At 55.6% G+C, this 15,077-nt stretch carries 15 protein-coding genes and 1 pseudogene; 10 read left to right on the forward strand and 6 right to left on the reverse strand.

Annotation, left to right across the window (positions count from 1 at the left end; all coding sequences use genetic code 11):
* Window positions 1–206: 206 nt before the first annotated feature.
* From ACR0K5_RS22275 to ACR0K5_RS22290, 4 genes are all read left to right on the forward strand, one after another.
* Window positions 207–947: a nuclear transport factor 2 family protein gene (locus ACR0K5_RS22275; protein WP_480631740.1), complete on the forward strand. Its 741-nt coding sequence runs from the start codon at window positions 207–209 to the stop codon at window positions 945–947.
* Between the two features lie 567 nt (window positions 948–1,514).
* Entirely contained in the window at window positions 1,515–1,946 is a 432-nt protein-coding gene (locus tag ACR0K5_RS22280) for a c-type cytochrome (RefSeq protein ID WP_480631741.1), read from the forward strand.
* Window positions 1,947–1,956: 10 nt separating this feature from the next.
* The gene (locus ACR0K5_RS22285; protein ID WP_480631742.1) at window positions 1,957–2,298 is read left to right on the forward strand and encodes a copper resistance CopC family protein; all 342 of its coding nucleotides are present in this window, start codon (window positions 1,957–1,959) and stop codon (window positions 2,296–2,298) included.
* 2 nt (window positions 2,299–2,300) lie between these two features.
* Complete coding sequence (locus ACR0K5_RS22290) at window positions 2,301–3,167, forward strand: CopD family protein (RefSeq protein ID WP_480631743.1); 867 nt, start codon at window positions 2,301–2,303, stop codon at window positions 3,165–3,167.
* Between the two features lie 208 nt (window positions 3,168–3,375).
* Here ACR0K5_RS22290 and ACR0K5_RS22295 read toward each other — a convergent pair whose 3' ends face one another.
* Entirely contained in the window at window positions 3,376–4,248 is an 873-nt protein-coding gene (locus ACR0K5_RS22295; protein ID WP_480631744.1) for a LysR substrate-binding domain-containing protein, read from the reverse strand.
* 101 nt (window positions 4,249–4,349) lie between these two features.
* Between ACR0K5_RS22295 and ACR0K5_RS22300 the strand changes: the two genes are divergently transcribed.
* Window positions 4,350–5,918 (forward strand): trimethylamine methyltransferase family protein, encoded by a 1,569-nt coding sequence (locus ACR0K5_RS22300; protein WP_480631745.1) that lies wholly within the window; start codon window positions 4,350–4,352, stop codon window positions 5,916–5,918.
* A gap of 13 nt (window positions 5,919–5,931) precedes the next feature.
* Entirely contained in the window at window positions 5,932–7,023 is a 1,092-nt protein-coding gene (locus ACR0K5_RS22305) for an aminomethyl transferase family protein (RefSeq protein WP_480631746.1), read from the forward strand.
* Window positions 7,024–7,103: 80 nt separating this feature from the next.
* On the opposite strand, the gene ACR0K5_RS22310 is transcribed toward ACR0K5_RS22305, so the two are convergent.
* Complete coding sequence (locus tag ACR0K5_RS22310) at window positions 7,104–8,414, reverse strand: aminotransferase class I/II-fold pyridoxal phosphate-dependent enzyme (RefSeq protein WP_480631747.1); 1,311 nt, start codon at window positions 8,412–8,414, stop codon at window positions 7,104–7,106.
* 198 nt (window positions 8,415–8,612) lie between these two features.
* Here ACR0K5_RS22310 and ACR0K5_RS22315 point away from each other — a divergent pair, with 198 nt between their 5' ends.
* Window positions 8,613–8,720, forward strand: a complete 108-nt coding sequence (locus ACR0K5_RS22315) for a helix-turn-helix domain-containing protein (RefSeq protein WP_480631748.1) — start codon at window positions 8,613–8,615, stop codon at window positions 8,718–8,720.
* Between the two features lie 395 nt (window positions 8,721–9,115).
* Here the strand turns inward: ACR0K5_RS22315 and ACR0K5_RS22320 are convergent, their stop codons facing one another.
* Window positions 9,116–10,117, reverse strand: a complete 1,002-nt coding sequence (locus tag ACR0K5_RS22320) for a helix-turn-helix domain-containing protein (RefSeq protein ID WP_480631749.1) — start codon at window positions 10,115–10,117, stop codon at window positions 9,116–9,118.
* A gap of 65 nt (window positions 10,118–10,182) precedes the next feature.
* Here ACR0K5_RS22320 and ACR0K5_RS22325 point away from each other — a divergent pair, with 65 nt between their 5' ends.
* From ACR0K5_RS22325 to ACR0K5_RS22335, 3 genes are read left to right on the forward strand one after another with little or no spacing between them, the layout of a single operon-like run.
* Complete coding sequence (locus ACR0K5_RS22325) at window positions 10,183–11,295, forward strand: DUF1254 domain-containing protein (RefSeq protein WP_480631750.1); 1,113 nt, start codon at window positions 10,183–10,185, stop codon at window positions 11,293–11,295.
* A gap of 42 nt (window positions 11,296–11,337) precedes the next feature.
* Window positions 11,338–12,834 carry a DUF1254 domain-containing protein gene (locus ACR0K5_RS22330; RefSeq protein ID WP_480631751.1) on the forward strand — a complete coding sequence of 499 codons (1,497 nt, stop codon included), beginning with the start codon at window positions 11,338–11,340 and terminating at the stop codon, window positions 12,832–12,834.
* Window positions 12,835–12,860: 26 nt separating this feature from the next.
* Complete coding sequence (locus ACR0K5_RS22335) at window positions 12,861–13,100, forward strand: DUF3604 domain-containing protein (protein ID WP_480631800.1); 240 nt, start codon at window positions 12,861–12,863, stop codon at window positions 13,098–13,100.
* A 63-nt stretch (window positions 13,101–13,163) separates the two neighbouring features.
* Here ACR0K5_RS22335 and ACR0K5_RS22340 read toward each other — a convergent pair.
* The 3 genes and pseudogenes from ACR0K5_RS22340 to ACR0K5_RS22350 form a co-directional block, all read right to left on the reverse strand.
* Window positions 13,164–13,316 (reverse strand): annotated as a pseudogene (locus ACR0K5_RS22340) (IS6 family transposase); the annotation flags it as partial.
* A 131-nt stretch (window positions 13,317–13,447) separates the two neighbouring features.
* Window positions 13,448–14,251, reverse strand: a complete 804-nt coding sequence (locus ACR0K5_RS22345; RefSeq protein WP_480631752.1) for an inositol monophosphatase family protein — start codon at window positions 14,249–14,251, stop codon at window positions 13,448–13,450.
* A 65-nt stretch (window positions 14,252–14,316) separates the two neighbouring features.
* Window positions 14,317–15,075, reverse strand: coding sequence for a DeoR/GlpR family DNA-binding transcription regulator (locus ACR0K5_RS22350; protein WP_480631753.1), 759 nt, complete (start codon window positions 15,073–15,075; stop codon window positions 14,317–14,319).
* Window positions 15,076–15,077: the final 2 nt, after the last annotated feature.

A 15,077-nucleotide genomic window follows, 5' to 3' on the forward strand; every position in this document is an offset into this window, starting at 1 on the left:
GCTACGACAGATGTCCGAAGGCCTTCCTCTCAGCAATCGCCCTGGCGGCAACCGTCATCTACTGGCTTTGAAATTCAATGAGTCCAGAGCCTAGACCTAACCTGTAATCGGTGACTTTGATTTGATTGGCTGGTATTGAAAATCCCAGTTTGTATTAGTGCTTCCGTAAGAAAGTAGAGGGTGAACTTGTGGCTTCGAAAAGGGACTTGATCCAGAAACTTCTCAAAGGCATCGAAAGTGGCGATGCGGCAGCCGCGGATGTCGTAAACGAGGCAAAGTATATCCAACACAACCCCCAAACCCACGAAGGCAGCGAGGGGCTTGCGGCGCTGTTCGCGCGGCTATCGAAGACCAACCCGCGGGTCACTTTCGTACGAGTCTTCGAGGATGGTGACTACGCCTTTGCGCACAATGAATATGATTTCTCAAGCCTGAGGGTTGCCTTCGAGGTATTCAGGTTTGAAGACGACAAAGCCGTCGAACACTGGGATAACATCCAACCAGCAAAGGGTCCCAACCCATCGGGTCGCGGTATGTTGGACGGTGCTTCGGAGATTACCGATCTGGACAAAACCGCTGCCAATCGGGATTTGGTTCGCCATTTTGCAGAACGGGTTCTTGTCAAACGGCAATTTGGGCTTCTTGGTACTTATATCGATGTTGGGCTGGTTCAGCACAATCCAGACCTCGCCGACGGTATCGCCGCATATCGCTCATACCTCGAAGCAACAGAGAACGGTGCCTCTCGCATCCAATACCACAAGGTTCACCGGGTACTTGCCGAAGGCAATTTCGTGCTTTGTATGAGTGAAGGTTACAGGTGCGGTATTCATACCAGTTTCTACAATCTCTTCCGCGTCGCGGGCGGCAAGATCGTTGAGCATTGGGACACGATAGAAGCCATTGCACCACGCAGCGAATGGAAGAACGAAAACGGCAAGTTTTAAGTGTGAGATGCTGCAATCATCCTGCCACGAACGGACGTCCCGTTTTGATGTGATCCGACAGATCGGTGTTGTCATACTTTATCCCGTACAGTAGCGTCCTGAGCCATGGTCATCCGACGACATTCACTTGTGCTGCTGGTCGGCTTTCTGGTCATCCTGGCCGGGTTTGGTGGCGTTGCTCACGCGCTGTCAAATGGCTGCGTCGGCCTTCACTGCGAGGACCATATGCGATCGGCTGAACACGCTGCCGTGGCAATGAACAGCGACGATATGTCAACCTCAAGCAGCCGCCATGACCCGGATAATTCAGGAACCGGAGAGTGTAACCCCTCTCTCTGCCAAGCGGTTGTAATACTCTCCCAGAACAGTGAGGTCGCGCGGGATCAACGTGATGCTGACCCAAAGTTCCGGATAGGCACCCAAGCCAAACTGAGTGAACCAGATAGCCCCTACAGGCCCCCCGACCTTTGAAGCAGCGTAATTCTCAGCGCAGGTAAGCAGGCAGCACGTGCGGCTGTTCGCGATCTGCCGCTGCACTACCAGCTTTCACAAAGTCAGGATTAATCCATGAAAAAAAGTCAATTGCTGATCGGCGTAGGCGCTGTAGCTGCCATTGCCGCTTTCATAACTCTTCGCCCCAACTCAATCGAGGAAACCCAACCGCAAGAGGCACTTGAAGGCGACGCCATGGTCGCAATCCAGATGCCGCCTATCGAAGGCAATGCTGTAATCGGCCAGCGTATCTTTGATGTCTCCTGCGTGTCTTGCCACGGCGTCAATGCGGTCGGATCAGAGGGCGCAGGCCCCCCTCTGATCCACAAGATCTACGAACCCAGCCACCACGCAGACGAAGCCTTTCAGAGGGCGGTTTCCCAAGGGGTAAAAAGCCATCATTGGCAGTTCGGAGATATGCCCCCCGTCGAAGGCCTGACGCGAGGTGACGTAGCAATGGTGATCGCGTACATTCGTGAAATCCAGCGTGCCAACGGAATAAATTGAGAGTCGCCCCATGAAAAAGATCACAACGCTCGCACTTATGGCTGCGCTTCCCAGTGGTGTGCTGGCGCATTCAAAGGTCGAAGAAACGACACCTGCCAACGGGGAAACAGTGACCGCTGTACCTGCGGAAATTGGTCTCAACTTCTCCAAGGACATCCGGTTGACACGGATTGAGATGGCGCATGAAGAGCACTCGGCAATTCGCCTGGATCTGGGCGACCAGAAAAGCTTTGGTCAGGTGTTCAAGATCCCATTGCCGAGCAATGGAACCGGCACCTACGTCATTGAATGGCGTGGTTTAGGTGAGGACGGTCATGCGATGCAGGGCGAGTTTTCCTTTACCGTGGAATGAACATGCCGGATATCTGGGGAATTGCTGCAATCCTCGCAAAGCTGATGCTCTATATCGGCTTTGCGGGGTCCACCGGGCTTGTGGTTGTTATGTGCCTCTATTCCGGCCTGGTGGCCCCGATGTACCTTGCGATGAAACGCCAGGCTATGGCCTTGGCGTGGATCGCACTTGCCGCGACATTATTTGGTTTCATGCTTCGTGGCGCCGCCCTGACCGGCGGGGCGGACGGTCTGGTCGACCCCGAGATGCTTGGGTTACTTTGGCAGACATCCGTGGGTGACGTACTTGTTTTCCGACTCTTAGGCGCAGCTTTGGTCCTTGTCGGATTGCCTGTTCCCCGCGTTGGTCGCTTGATCGCGTTGGCAGGTGGCGCATTGGCTCTGTGGTCATTTGCGCAAATCGGACACGTGCCGCAACTGGAAAGTTCAGGTGTCCGACTCCTGCTTCTACTACATCTGCTCTGCGTTGCTTTCTGGGTGGGTGTTTTTAGCCCCCTACGGGCTATGGCTCTTATGCCTGAATACCTGAATAGTGCTGCCGTGTTAGGGCACAGGTTTGGGCGAGCCGCTGCACTGGCTGTACCAGCTTTGATCGTCGCAGGTCTCTGGATGGCCTGGTTGCTTGTCGGCAATTTCCAAGAGCTCTTCTTCACTGGCTATGGGCAGGCTCTCTTGTTCAAGGTGTTTCTTGTTGGGCTGCTGTTAATCCTTGCAGCAGCGAACAAGCTCCGATTTGTTCCGGCCATGCAAAACGGAGATGCTCAGGCAGCGCGGTATCTCGCCCGATCCATTGAAATTGAGGCAATGATCGTTCTGGTGGTGCTGGCAACGACAGCAACACTCACAACCGCCCTGGTGCTTCCGAGTTGAGGTGAATAGACGCCCAAATGCACTGGCGGGTTGTTGTGCCGCGTCAGGTCGGATTACGAGATCCGCCCGGCGTTCAAGACCCGTTCAGTTTGCTGAAACCGGCGAGCTTTCAACAGCATCACCCTGATCCTGTTGCTTCCCGCGTTGTGGATCAAACATCGGCATCCGCAACAGAGTTGTCTCTCGCTGAACCTGTGTGAAGAACGGCTCAGGTTTGACTTTGCAGCCAATTGGAAAACACCCGGGCGGGCTCGGTCGCGACGGCCCGATGCGACCGGAAAAGGAAATAGCCATACTGCGGGAGTTCAGCATCTGACAATCGGTACAGCTTGGAATCGTCCAGTTCGTCTTTAACAAGATCATCCATCAGGGCGATCCCCTGGCCATTGATCACGGCTTGCACCCGAACATTTGGGTCGGGAATGATCAACGCGTCTCGTCGTGTCTGCGGAGGGAGCGCTGCGGCGTTCAGCCATTCCGACCAGGCATTGCTGTCATCGCGGTCCCGAAGCAACGTGAAACCCGAAATCGCTTTTCTCATCCCCAGCGCTGCCACATGACGTGCTGCGTCCGCATTGCCGACCGGAAAGGATCGAAGGGGCATGAAAGGTGTTACGACACCGTCATCCCAATCCCCGTTACCCCAACGGATCGCTAAATCGATGTCCTGCATTTCATGGATGGAAAACTGGATCATCGGCTGGATGCGCAGTTGCACGCCTTGGTGTTGCTGCATGAACGTCATCAATCGTGGTGAAAGCCAGCGAGCGGCAAAATAAGTCGAAACCCCTACTGTCAGGGTTTGGGACGACATCTCCTTGAGTGCGTGAAGATCCGTCTCGATCTCTTCGTATCGTGTCTGACAGGCCGCCAGCACCTGTGCCCCTTCAGCGGTCAATGTGACGCCGCGTGTGGTGCGCCGGAATAAGGGCACACCCAGATCGGTTTCTAGCGTCTTTATCTGATAACTGATCGCGCCTTTGGTCATGTTCAGCGCATCAGCTGCCATCGAGAAGCTTGGATGGCGGGCGATCTCTGCAAAGAGCCTGAGCAGATCATGGTGGTGAAAACGGGTGCGCATATCTCAGATGTATAAATTTCTTGAACGCAAAGGAAAGAAAATTTCGATTTTTCAATCTGTGAGCCTGTGGTCACTGGTTCCTGAGTGTATGAAACGGAGGAATGACGTTGGTCAAATTGAACGCAGCACCGATTTCTGCCTCACCAGTTATGCACCGGGGCAGGGCACGCCGTGGCCGCTTTTCACGTCACAATGCGCCGCTTGAAACCATACCTTTTACGGGGCGCAGAATTCCGGCCTACGAGATATTGGATGATGCCGCGCTGACCCGGATCGAAGATCAGGCGGACTGGATACTGGACGAGATCGGCGTCGAGCTCCGCGGTGACCGAGAGGCGTTGGACCTGTTCGCCCAGACGGGTGCCAGGGTTGATGGGGAACGGGTGTGCTTTGAACCGGGACATGTGCGGGACCTTTGCGCCACAGCCCCCGAATCCTTCAAACTGCACGGGCGCGACCCGGTAAACACTGTGACGCTTGGCGGTGACAATGTGGTGCTGATGCCCGGTTACGGCTCGCCCTTCGTGAGCGACCTGGCGCGTGGTCGACGCTATGCCACGCTGGACGATTTCCGTAACTTCGTAAAGCTCACCTTCAACGCGCGCGCCTTGCATCATTCTGGTGGGACAATTGTTGAGCCGACAGATGTGCCCGTGAACAAACGGCATCTGGATATGATGTTGGCGCATCTGACACTGTCAACCAAACCCTTCATGGGATCTGTCACTGCGCCCGAGCGCGCCAAGGACAGTATCGAGATGGCAAGATTGGTGTTCGGACGTGACTTTATGGAAGACCATGCGGTGATGCAGGCCAATATCAACGTCAATTCTCCGCTGATTTATGATGACACGATGTCGGGTGCTCTGCGGATCTATGCCGAGGCGAACCAATGCGTCTGCGTCTCTCCGGCAATCTTCGCCGGGGCGATGGGGCCGCTTTCACCCGCCGCCGTGGCCGCCCAGACTTTGGCCGAGGCGATGGTCGGGATCGCTCTGGCGCAACTGGTCCGGCCCGGTTGCCCGGTAGTATTCGGAAGCTTTCACTCTACCATGAACTTGCGCAGTGGCGCTTTGACCTTCGGTTCACCCGAGGCAAACATGACCACGATGGCATTGACCCAACTGGGCCGCAGACTGGGCGTGCCCGTTCGCTCTGGAGGAGGGCAGATCACCGCCTCGAATGCGCCTGATGGTCAGGCCATGCAGGACAGCGCCGGTGCCATGTGGTCCACGCTTTTGTCCGGTGCACATCAAGTGTGGCATTCGGCAGGCTGGCTCGAAGGCGGGCTGGTCATGTCATACGAAAAGTTTGTGATGGACCTCGATCATTGCGGCGCGATGCTGAAGCTGTTGCAGGGTTTTGACACCGAAGACGAAGCCTTTGGTCGGGATGCTTATCTCGAGACCGGACCGGGAAGGAACTTTTTGTCGACCGGCCACACCTTGCGCCACTACACTTCCGCCAATTTTGAGCCCCAGATCCCCGACGCCGGGCCATACGAGACCTGGGTCGAGAGCGGATCACGTACAGCAGATCAACGTGCCTCGCAGAGGTGGCGGCAGATGCTGACCGACTATCAACAACCCGCAATCAATCCCGGTGCTCTGTCTGCGCTTACAGACTTCGTGTCTGAACGCAAAGCGGCGATGCCGGACGCATGGCATTAGAAAAGGACCTCAGATGACCGACGAACTCAGCCGCACTTCTGCGCTTGCCTCCCGTCACACCGTTTTGGGCTCAGGGCTCGAAGATTGGAATGGGATGGGCACGGCCTGGACCTATGACACCGATCCGAACGACGAACATGACGCCGTGCGCGAACGGGCGGGCATGTTCGACATGTCTCCGCTGAAGAAGGTGATGGTGCGCGGTCCGGATGCGCAGGCCGCTCTGGATCATCTGACAACACGCGATTTGTCCAGGGTCACTCCGGGCAAGGCGGCATATCTATGCGTGCTGACGGAGTCAGGAGGGATCGCAGACGATGCCATCGTATCGAACAACGGTGGCGATGAATGGATGATCGTGCACGGGTCGGGTAACACGATGGCACTGCTCGACGCATCGGCCGAAGGCCGTGATGTCGAGGTGCAGTTTACCGATGACCTGCACGACCTGTCGGTACAGGGACCGGCAGCACTGGATATCCTCAATGCCCATACGGAAATCGACCTTGGAGCGCTGGCCTATTTCGAACACGCACCCGGCACGATTTTTGGCCATGCCTGCCGCATCTCACGAACCGGCTATTCCGGTGAGCGCGGTTACGAGATCTTTGCCGATGGCAGCGTCATTACCGATATCTGGGACAAATTAGTTGATGCCAACGTAATGCCCTGTTCTTTCACCGCGCTCGACAAGGTGCGGATCGAGGCAGGCCTGCTGTTCTACGGATACGATATGACCGAGGACAATACCCCGTGGGAGGTCGGTCTGGGCTTTACCGTCAGCAAATCCAAGGGAGATTTCCGCGGTAAAGCAGCGGTCATGGCTGCGAAAGGTGGCGAAAAGGTCAACAACGTCTGCCTCGACATCGATCACCCGGACATGGTCGAAGGCGGTGAAACCCTTTCGGTAAATGGTGAAGAGGTCGGTGTAATCAACAGTCCTTGCTATTCGCACCGCATAGGCAAGTCGTTGGCTTTGGCTCATGTGCAATCGGGTCTGCCCTTGGGTACGTCTTTGTCGGTAACCGGTGACGGCCTGGACACGGCTGCGACGATCATTGCCAGCCCCGTTTATGACCCGCAGAAGTCACGACCGCATAGCTGAAGCAGTGGCGCTGGGCGCGAAGGGGCAACCATTTTGATCGCCTTTCGCGGCCCGGTGGCAACCTTCGATCAAAGGCTGCCTTATTCATTCACGAAATGCAGCCTGTCGAATTCGGCGCGCCAAGCCGAAACTTCGGGCAGAATGGGCTCACGATGCAGGCCCCGCTTGATCAGCGACGCCAACCGCTCGGCATCACCTGACGTCATGCCCCAACGGACCAGTTCGGGCGTTCCGAACCGAAGACCGTTCATATCACCGTTCAGGGGTTCTACAGGCAACCCGATACCGCAAGCGAGGAATCCACTTTTACGCAGCTGTTTGGAAGCCGACTGCCCGCCGCCGAAAGGAGCCGCCAAAACCGCGAATTGATGCGAATTGGTAAAGCCATTTGTGCCCGCAAACACAGGGACACCCTGCGCATCCAACGCTTCAGCCAGCGCTTTTGACATTGCAATCATCTCTTTCGCGTAGTCCGAGCCAAAGCTTTTCCAATCTAGCATCGTAACCGCCAGCGCAGCTGTTTTGGCAGCGTCGAAATTGGCTGTCATGCCGGGAAACGCAATTGCATCCAGCGCCTGGGCGATTTCCGCATCATTCGAAACAACCAGTCCTCCGGCCGGTCCGCCGAGGCTTTTGTAGGTGCTCATGGTCATGAAATGTGCACCTTCTTTCAATGGGTTGGACCACGCGCGCCCTGCAATGATGCCGCATTGATGGGCGGCGTCGAACATGACTTTGGCACCGACTTCATCCGCAATGGCGCGCACCTCGGCCACTGGGTGTTCAAAAAGGTTCAGACTGCCGCCAATCGTGATCAACTTGGGTCTCTCAGCTTTTACCAGATCACGCAGCCGGTCAAGATCGACGGTGTAGCCGTCCGGGTTAATGGGGGCTTCTATGGTTCGCAAACCGAAAAGCCCTGCGCATCCAGCCAAATGGTGGGTCACGTGTCCGCCAATCGATGCGGGCGGGGCAATGATAGTGTCGCCCGGCTTACAGGTCGCCATGAAGCCATAAAGGTTGGCGATCGCACCCGAGGGCACCCGAACCTCAGCAAATTTTGCGTCGAAGACGTCGGCACAAAGCTCGGCAGCGATGACTTCGATTTCTTCGATTGCCTCCAGCCCCATTTCGTATTTGTCGCCGGGATAACCCAACGAAGGCCGCGACCCGATTCCCGATGACAAAAGCGCTTCGGCCTTGGGATTCATCACGTTTGTTGCCGGATTGAGGTTAAAGCACTCCTCTTCGTGAATCCGGCGGTTCTCTTCCGCCAGATGTTTTATACGGGAGAGCAAATCCTTCGGCGATGTCGATGCGGTCTTTGTTGCGATGTCCTGAACCAGGGTTTCGCTGGTGGCGGGCACCCAATCTCTTTGTACAAGTGTCATCTGACATCCTCCTGTTTCTTGCACTCTGGCGACTGCCGCGTGACACCGCAAAGCAGAATTGCTGTTTCTTAGCGTAAAAAACTAAGGATAATGCAATGAGCGTCGCCCCGAGACGCCCCAAAAGGTCTTCCGTTGAATGCCATGCGCGCCTTTGAGGCTGCAGCCCGCCACATCAGCTTTGTGGCAACATCCTAAGAGTTGAACGTTGCACCGGGCGCAATCTCTCAACATGTACAGCCCCTGGAAGGTCGGGCTGGGTCACCGCTGTTTCGTCGCAACGCCCAAGGTATCGAACTCGCGCCCTAAGGGCAGTCTCTGGTGTCGGATTTCACTGCGGCTTTTGATCAATTGGCCGATGCCGTCCGTGCGCAACACAATCTCAGACCTAGGTTCAGGCCTCGTTCATTTTCAAAGCCAAAAATGACAGTTGCGGCGAGAGCGACGGCGGAGAGGAGGACTTTTGGGCATCTGTCATCTAATGATTTTGAATCCTGACCCCAGTCCGGCGGCGTGAAGAAATGTTGCGCCTATATTGCCCGTTTGGTGCGGACGTGAGACAAATGGCAGGTTTGTCCGCATTGGGTGTGCTCAAAGCGATCCACAGTTCGACCCAAGCCCTGCGTGGGCATGGCGTATGCACCCCGGTTAATACCGTTGGAGCTGTGGGCGCCTCAAAAATGAAGATGTCCTGCAACTGGTCGTCAGGAGGTCTTCGACCGCACATAGGCGGACGGAGACATGCCGACCTCCACGGCGAACATCCGCGTGAAATGCGGGGCATGTTCGTAACCGAGTTCATAGGCAATGCCGGTGATGGACAACCCGCCATCCCTCAAAAGTTCCTTGGCCCGTTCGATGCGCACCGATTTCACAATGTCCCGATAGCTTGCGCCATCTGTGTTCAATCGATGCTGAAGCGTGCGAACGGCCATATCGAGCGACCGCGCCGTCTCATCAATGCCTGTCAGCCCTTGGGAGAGGTTTCTTCGCAAAATCGAACGGATCTGCGTCGCCAAAGTGACCGGTCGGCTTTGGACCCTCTCACGAACAATATCCTCGAACGTGACCGTTGCGGGTGTTCTTTTTTTCTGCCGCACGTTTAGCAGATCTTCGTCAAAAGTGAGACGAATGGCGTTTCCGGACGTTCCGACCCGGCACCCGAACCAGTTCTCGAGCAGGCCAATGTCGCGTCCGGAGAGATCGGATAAATTCAAGTCGATTTTATCCGGTCTCCAGGCCGGGCCCAGATAGGCACGGCAGTAGCTGACCAGAGCTGCGGCGCCACCGATCGCCAACTCGCCATAACCGGGGGTGGCGGCCGCCGCGAACGTGTATGAGAACTCGGCCACTCCCTTGCGCGATTTGAGTGTGAGTTTGTCATGAGTTCCGTGCAGGTGAATAGATGTTCTGCCGCGCAACAACCCCTCTCTGAGGGTGGGTGCGGAAAGAACCCAGGTTCCCCAAAGCCCGTAGTCACCGATCTCGATGGCGTCGACCCACGGACCCAGCACCCAGCGCTCTCCGGCTTCTCTTGCAATCTCATTGAAGAAGCGAACCAAGGCGGGTTGGGGAATATAACCCTCTCTCGCATAAAGAAGATCACCGGTTAGACCAGATGCGTGGAAAATCCGTTTCAGGGCTTTGTCGCCCATTTCGCTTTGAACCAGCTCGGGCATCGGTCCCAGCGAGAGGGCGGAAATCATGGATATCGGGCGGCTGGGCGGCAAACCTTCTCCTTTACTGCAATGCGACGACACCTTTGCGTAAAATGGTAAGCATCCTGATCGGGATTGTGCAACGTTTCGATGCAGTGATGTCAACGGGGTCTACCCTCAACGGCAGCCAGACTACTGCGAGTGAAACGATGCAAAAATCCCGGTTCTTCCCAATTCTGACCGTCCTGTCGGTGGCTGTCGCCGGGAGAGCCTATGCGGGTTCCGTCCCAGTAACAGCTGAGAATTTCGCACAGGCTGAAACGGCGTGGAATTTTGCGAACTGGGCTCGGGGCGGCGCAGACAAGGGGATTTGGCACCTCAGAGAAGTGACCCCAGTCGGGCCGGACGCGCCGACCGTCCGCATGAACTGGGACACGCTTTATTCCGTTCAGATCGTGAATGTTACCGATGACGGCGCATTCACGATCGCGCTGCCGGAATCCGATCTCTATGTCTCGGCGCAGGTGATGGATGAGAATGGGTTTTCGCCCTATTATCTGGTCGATTCCGGGAACCATGAAGTGTCGGTCCAGACCGATTATGCTCTGATCATTTTCCGTACCGAACTGAAAGATCGCACCGACGCGGCATCACTTGATCATCTTCATGACGTTCAGAATCAAATCTCCGTATCGGGCAGCATGGAAGACAACACCTACGTGCCACCGGATTTCGATCAGGCGCAATTGGAAACGCTTCGCGCCGAATACAAGGTGGAATTCCTGAATGCCGGGATCGATTACACCTATGCCAAAGGCCCAGGAGAGGTCGATCAGCATGTGCTCGACCTGTCACATGCGGCGGGGTGGGGCGGTTATCCGCCTGAGCTTGGCGTGTCGAACGCCTACTCCAGTTCGGGCGCGCTTTCGGGCGATGAATGTCTGGCGGTCACATTTGACGACCCGAAGAACCGGTTTTTTACGTCATTCACGCTTTATGATGTCGACGGATATCTGATGGATGGAGCGACCCACATCAACTCGAACATGTGGGAGCCGAACGCCGATGGCACGATCACGCTGCATTTCAATTGCCGGGGTGACAAGATCAACGCGCTTTCGTCTGGCGGAGAGCCGTTCAACTACAGCATTCGCAACTATGGTGTCAGCCAGATGGTTCTGGACGGTGCGTTTCGCCCTGTCGAGCCGCAGCCGGTCGAAAACTGACGTTAATCCTGTGTCGTAACTTCGTAGTTTTCAGAGGTTCAAATGAAGTACTTGCTTTTTTCTTTTGTTTTTTGCGCTGCTGCCAGTACCGCCACTGCACAGACCACTTCTGAGTACAGCGCCAATGTCCCTGACAGCGTCACGGTGCCAGACAGTTTCGAAACACGTCTCGGGACATTGGAATATTTCGATGGGTTGCCAACGGAGGAAACGGCTGCGCTGGCCTATGACACGATGGATCTGGTGCGCGGGATCACGGCTTTTACGGACGGTATGCCGGCAGCGTCCACATATGCAATGTGCCGTGGGCTTGCCGAAGCCGGAGTGGATACGACCAGCTTTGGCATCTTTCAGGATCTCTACAATGCCCGGTCTCTGCTGCTGACCCCCAATACGACCACGATTTACGTTCTGGGCTGCACCGATCTGTCTGACGGTCCGCTCGTGCTCGACTTGCCTTCAGGCATTCTTGGCCTCGTCGACGATGCCTATATGCGCTATGTCGGCGATGTGGGGAATGCCGGGCCGGACAAGGGTAAGGGCGGAAAATACCTGATCGTTCCGACAGATTACGAAGGTGATCTGCCCGATGAGGGGTATTTCATCCTCAGAACCCCCAGTTACATGAACTGGCTCGCTCTTCGCGCCTTTCCCGGAGAGGGTGGACCCGAAGCCGAGGCAAAGCGTGTAGAAGAACAGTTGCGCATCTACCCCTGGGACGTACGCGACAACCCGCCAGAGACCGGTTTCGTCGATTTGACGGATATGCAACTCAACACGATACACGCGAACGACTTCTCCTTCTTCGAAGAAATGAAAGCCGTGGTGGATTTCGAGGCGGAAGGTGCCTTGCCCGAGGAGCTTCTGGGCGCCTTGTTCACATTGGGAATTCGCAAGGATGAGCCGTTCGAACCGGATGAGCGCCTCCGGCAGACACTGACCGAAGCGGTTGCCATCGGAACCGCCGCGGCACGCTCGTTGAACTTTGCGCCAAGATCACGCGCACCGTTCCTTTATGATACCGGATACTGGAAGACACCGTTTGTCGGCGGTAGCTATGAGTTCAGGGCAGGTGACGTGAAGCTCCTCGATCCGCGCACCTTGTTCCACTACTCTGCCACGGGAATCACACCAGCGATGGTGGCCAAGAATGTCGGTGTTGGGTCGCAATATGCGGTCATCAACCGCGATAGTATTGGCAACTATCTGGATGGATCTAGGACCTACTCGATCACGATCCCTCCGAACGTTCCGGTGAACAACTACTGGTCTTTTGTCGTCTATAGCACCCAAACTCGTTCGCTTCTTGAAACGGATCAGAAGCTGGCCGGCGTTGACAGCACGCTGTCAACGGTCGAAGCCAACGAAGATGGCAGCTACACAATCTGGTTCGCCCCGGAAGCGCCGGAGGGAAAGGAAGGCAATTGGATTCAGACCATGCCGGGATATGCGTGGTCGACCATGTTGCGGATGTATGGGCCACTTGATCCGTGGTTCGACGGAACCTGGCGCCCGGGAGAGATCGAATTGATCGAGTAAGCCGGTTCCTTCCGAGTCATGCTCGGGTGCGAGAGGTCTTTGGCACTACGGGTCTACAATTTCAGGCAATTTTTCTTGGTGGCAACAATTTCACAAAAGAAGCTTCGCTCGGCCGTTTGTCGGCGGATATCGGGTACGCCAAAGGTGTACCGATGAGAGGGGATTCCGCGCAACCTTGGGAGGGCCAATTGCCATCCTTTCTGGTGACTGCCCTGCGCAATCCCCTCTCGGGCAATCTGGACCGGATCCCAATCATGAAGAACTGAATCGACGCAGACATTAACTCCTCCGAGCATGCCTTCTTCTGTGTCCCGGGTAATCGAAGTTCCGATGCAGCGGGTCAGCGTCGCGTGATCAAGATCCGCGCCTCGTTCCGCCATGATTTCTTCCAGATCGCGATATGAAATACTGTAGCGTAGATAGAAGAAGACTGCATGTAAGATCACATCCTTTGCGAAGTGCGTACCTTTGAACGAAACCAAATTCACTGCACTCCCAAGTTGAAAATCGGGTGGCCGATGTCACATGGGTTTCAATTCAAACAGAGAGCTCAGGAAATTTGCTACAGAACCTTCATCAGGTCTCCGTTCCAGACAAGCGCTGATCAATTGGTCTAGGCGTTCAATTTATCCAGTAGTTCAGCGTGAAGTTCAGGCGTCGCGGCAGAAACGACGGCACCATCCGAGGCGAGCGTCAGGGTATTTCCCAACCAGTCGGTCATCACACCCCCGGCAGCTTCGATCAGCGGAGACAATGCGAGGTAGTCATAGGGCTGCAAGTCATAGTCCACCACAGCATCCACGTGACCCGCAGCCAGCAGCGCATGCGGATAGCAGTCATAACCAAACCGACGCGTCTTTCCGGTGTGTAACAGGCGATTCAACTGCTCTGGCCGTTCCGCAATCAGTTTCTCCCCCTCGTTGATGTAGATAATGCAGTCATCCAGATTGCGTTGTCCTGAAACGCGGATCGGTCTTCCGTTGCACGTGGCCGCTCTGCCTGCGCCACCCGAGTACACTTCGTTCAACATGGGCATGGAAATGGTCCCGGCAATTGCCTGGCCATTTGAGACGTAGGCAAGCAGCAGACCAAACAAGGGATTGCCGGATATGAAAGAGCGGGTGCCGTCGATCGGGTCTATGACCCAAAGGTTCTTGGTTGTGCCGCTGTCAACGCCGCTTTCTTCGCCAAAGATTCCGTCATCCGGGTATTTGGCTGCAATCGCCTTTTTCAGTTCGCTTTCGATCAGACGATCAGTGATGGTAACCGGGCTTTCGTCTGACTTGAAACTCACATGGTTCGGCTGACGGAAAGCCTCACGTGCTATACCAGCCGCGAACTTTGCGAAACTCTCGCTGTCGGAAACAATCTGATGAATGCGATCCACGAGCAGATTTTCAGTTATATCTTTGTTCATCTTCTTTCCTTGAAAACCCATCGCAAGGATTGTTGCATTTTATCGTTCAACCTGACCTCGGGTCGTCAGACCAAAACATTGGCCCCGGTTTGGTCGAATAGTGATGTCTGCCCGGGAAGCGCTTTGCTGTCCGTAACCAGCGTCCCGATTCGTGTTGCTTCGCAAATTCGTACCCGGCTGGTCTGACCAAGCTTTGTGCGATCGCACAAGAATACGTTATCTGCCGCTTGTTCCAGCATCGCATTGGCAACTTCGGCCTCCTTCAGAGCATAGGAGAAGGCACCTTCCTGCGCATGAATCGCAACCGGAGAGACGACTGCCAGATCGACATTGAAGCGCCGGATTTCTGACAGTGTCAGTTCGCCATACGTAGCAGGTACGTCAGATACGATTTGCCCGCCCAGCAAAATAACCTCGGCATTGGTTCCCGCGGCCTTGATGATCTGAGCTATCTCGACCGAGTTTGTGACCAGCATGAAGTTCGACAACTGCGCAATTGCATGTCCGAACGCTGTTGTCGTTGTGCCTGCATCCACCAGAATGGACATTCCCGGCTTGACCAGAGCGGCTGCCTTTCGGGCAATCTTTTGCTTGGCGCCCGCCTGGGCATCCCGGCGTTTTTCAAATGGCGCTTCTCTGCGCTGAGCGGGCAATACCGCGCCGCCGTGTACGCGCTCGATCAGGCCGGTTTCTTCCAGTTCGAGAAGATCGCGCCTCACGGTTTCGCGGGATACACCAAGAAGATCCGGTAGATCATTTGCGCTGACGCGCTGGCTGGATTCCAACAGCGCAAGTATTCGTTGATGTCGTTCCTTAGACCACATTT

It is taken from the genome of Ruegeria sp. AB9 (assembly GCF_056542585.1).

What these genes read in the sequence shown, in the direction of transcription:
- ACR0K5_RS22330 (WP_480631751.1), top strand. Translation starts at nt 11,338, where the DNA reads ATGAAGTACTTGCTTTTTTCTTTTGTTTTTTGCGCTGCTGCCAGTACC.
- ACR0K5_RS22280 (WP_480631741.1), top strand. Translation starts at nt 1,515, where the DNA reads ATGAAAAAAAGTCAATTGCTGATCGGCGTAGGCGCTGTAGCTGCCATT.
- ACR0K5_RS22305 (WP_480631746.1), top strand. Translation starts at nt 5,932, where the DNA reads ATGACCGACGAACTCAGCCGCACTTCTGCGCTTGCCTCCCGTCACACC.
- ACR0K5_RS22300 (WP_480631745.1), top strand. Translation starts at nt 4,350, where the DNA reads ATGACGTTGGTCAAATTGAACGCAGCACCGATTTCTGCCTCACCAGTT.
- ACR0K5_RS22295 (WP_480631744.1), bottom strand. Translation starts at nt 4,248, where the DNA reads ATGCGCACCCGTTTTCACCACCATGATCTGCTCAGGCTCTTTGCAGAG.
- ACR0K5_RS22320 (WP_480631749.1), bottom strand. Translation starts at nt 10,117, where the DNA reads ATGATTTCCGCCCTCTCGCTGGGACCGATGCCCGAGCTGGTTCAAAGC.
- ACR0K5_RS22310 (WP_480631747.1), bottom strand. Translation starts at nt 8,414, where the DNA reads ATGACACTTGTACAAAGAGATTGGGTGCCCGCCACCAGCGAAACCCTG.
- ACR0K5_RS22350 (WP_480631753.1), bottom strand. Translation starts at nt 15,075, where the DNA reads ATGTGGTCTAAGGAACGACATCAACGAATACTTGCGCTGTTGGAATCC.
- ACR0K5_RS22325 (WP_480631750.1), top strand. Translation starts at nt 10,183, where the DNA reads ATGGTAAGCATCCTGATCGGGATTGTGCAACGTTTCGATGCAGTGATG.
- ACR0K5_RS22285 (WP_480631742.1), top strand. Translation starts at nt 1,957, where the DNA reads ATGAAAAAGATCACAACGCTCGCACTTATGGCTGCGCTTCCCAGTGGT.
- ACR0K5_RS22290 (WP_480631743.1), top strand. Translation starts at nt 2,301, where the DNA reads ATGCCGGATATCTGGGGAATTGCTGCAATCCTCGCAAAGCTGATGCTC.
- ACR0K5_RS22345 (WP_480631752.1), bottom strand. Translation starts at nt 14,251, where the DNA reads ATGAACAAAGATATAACTGAAAATCTGCTCGTGGATCGCATTCATCAG.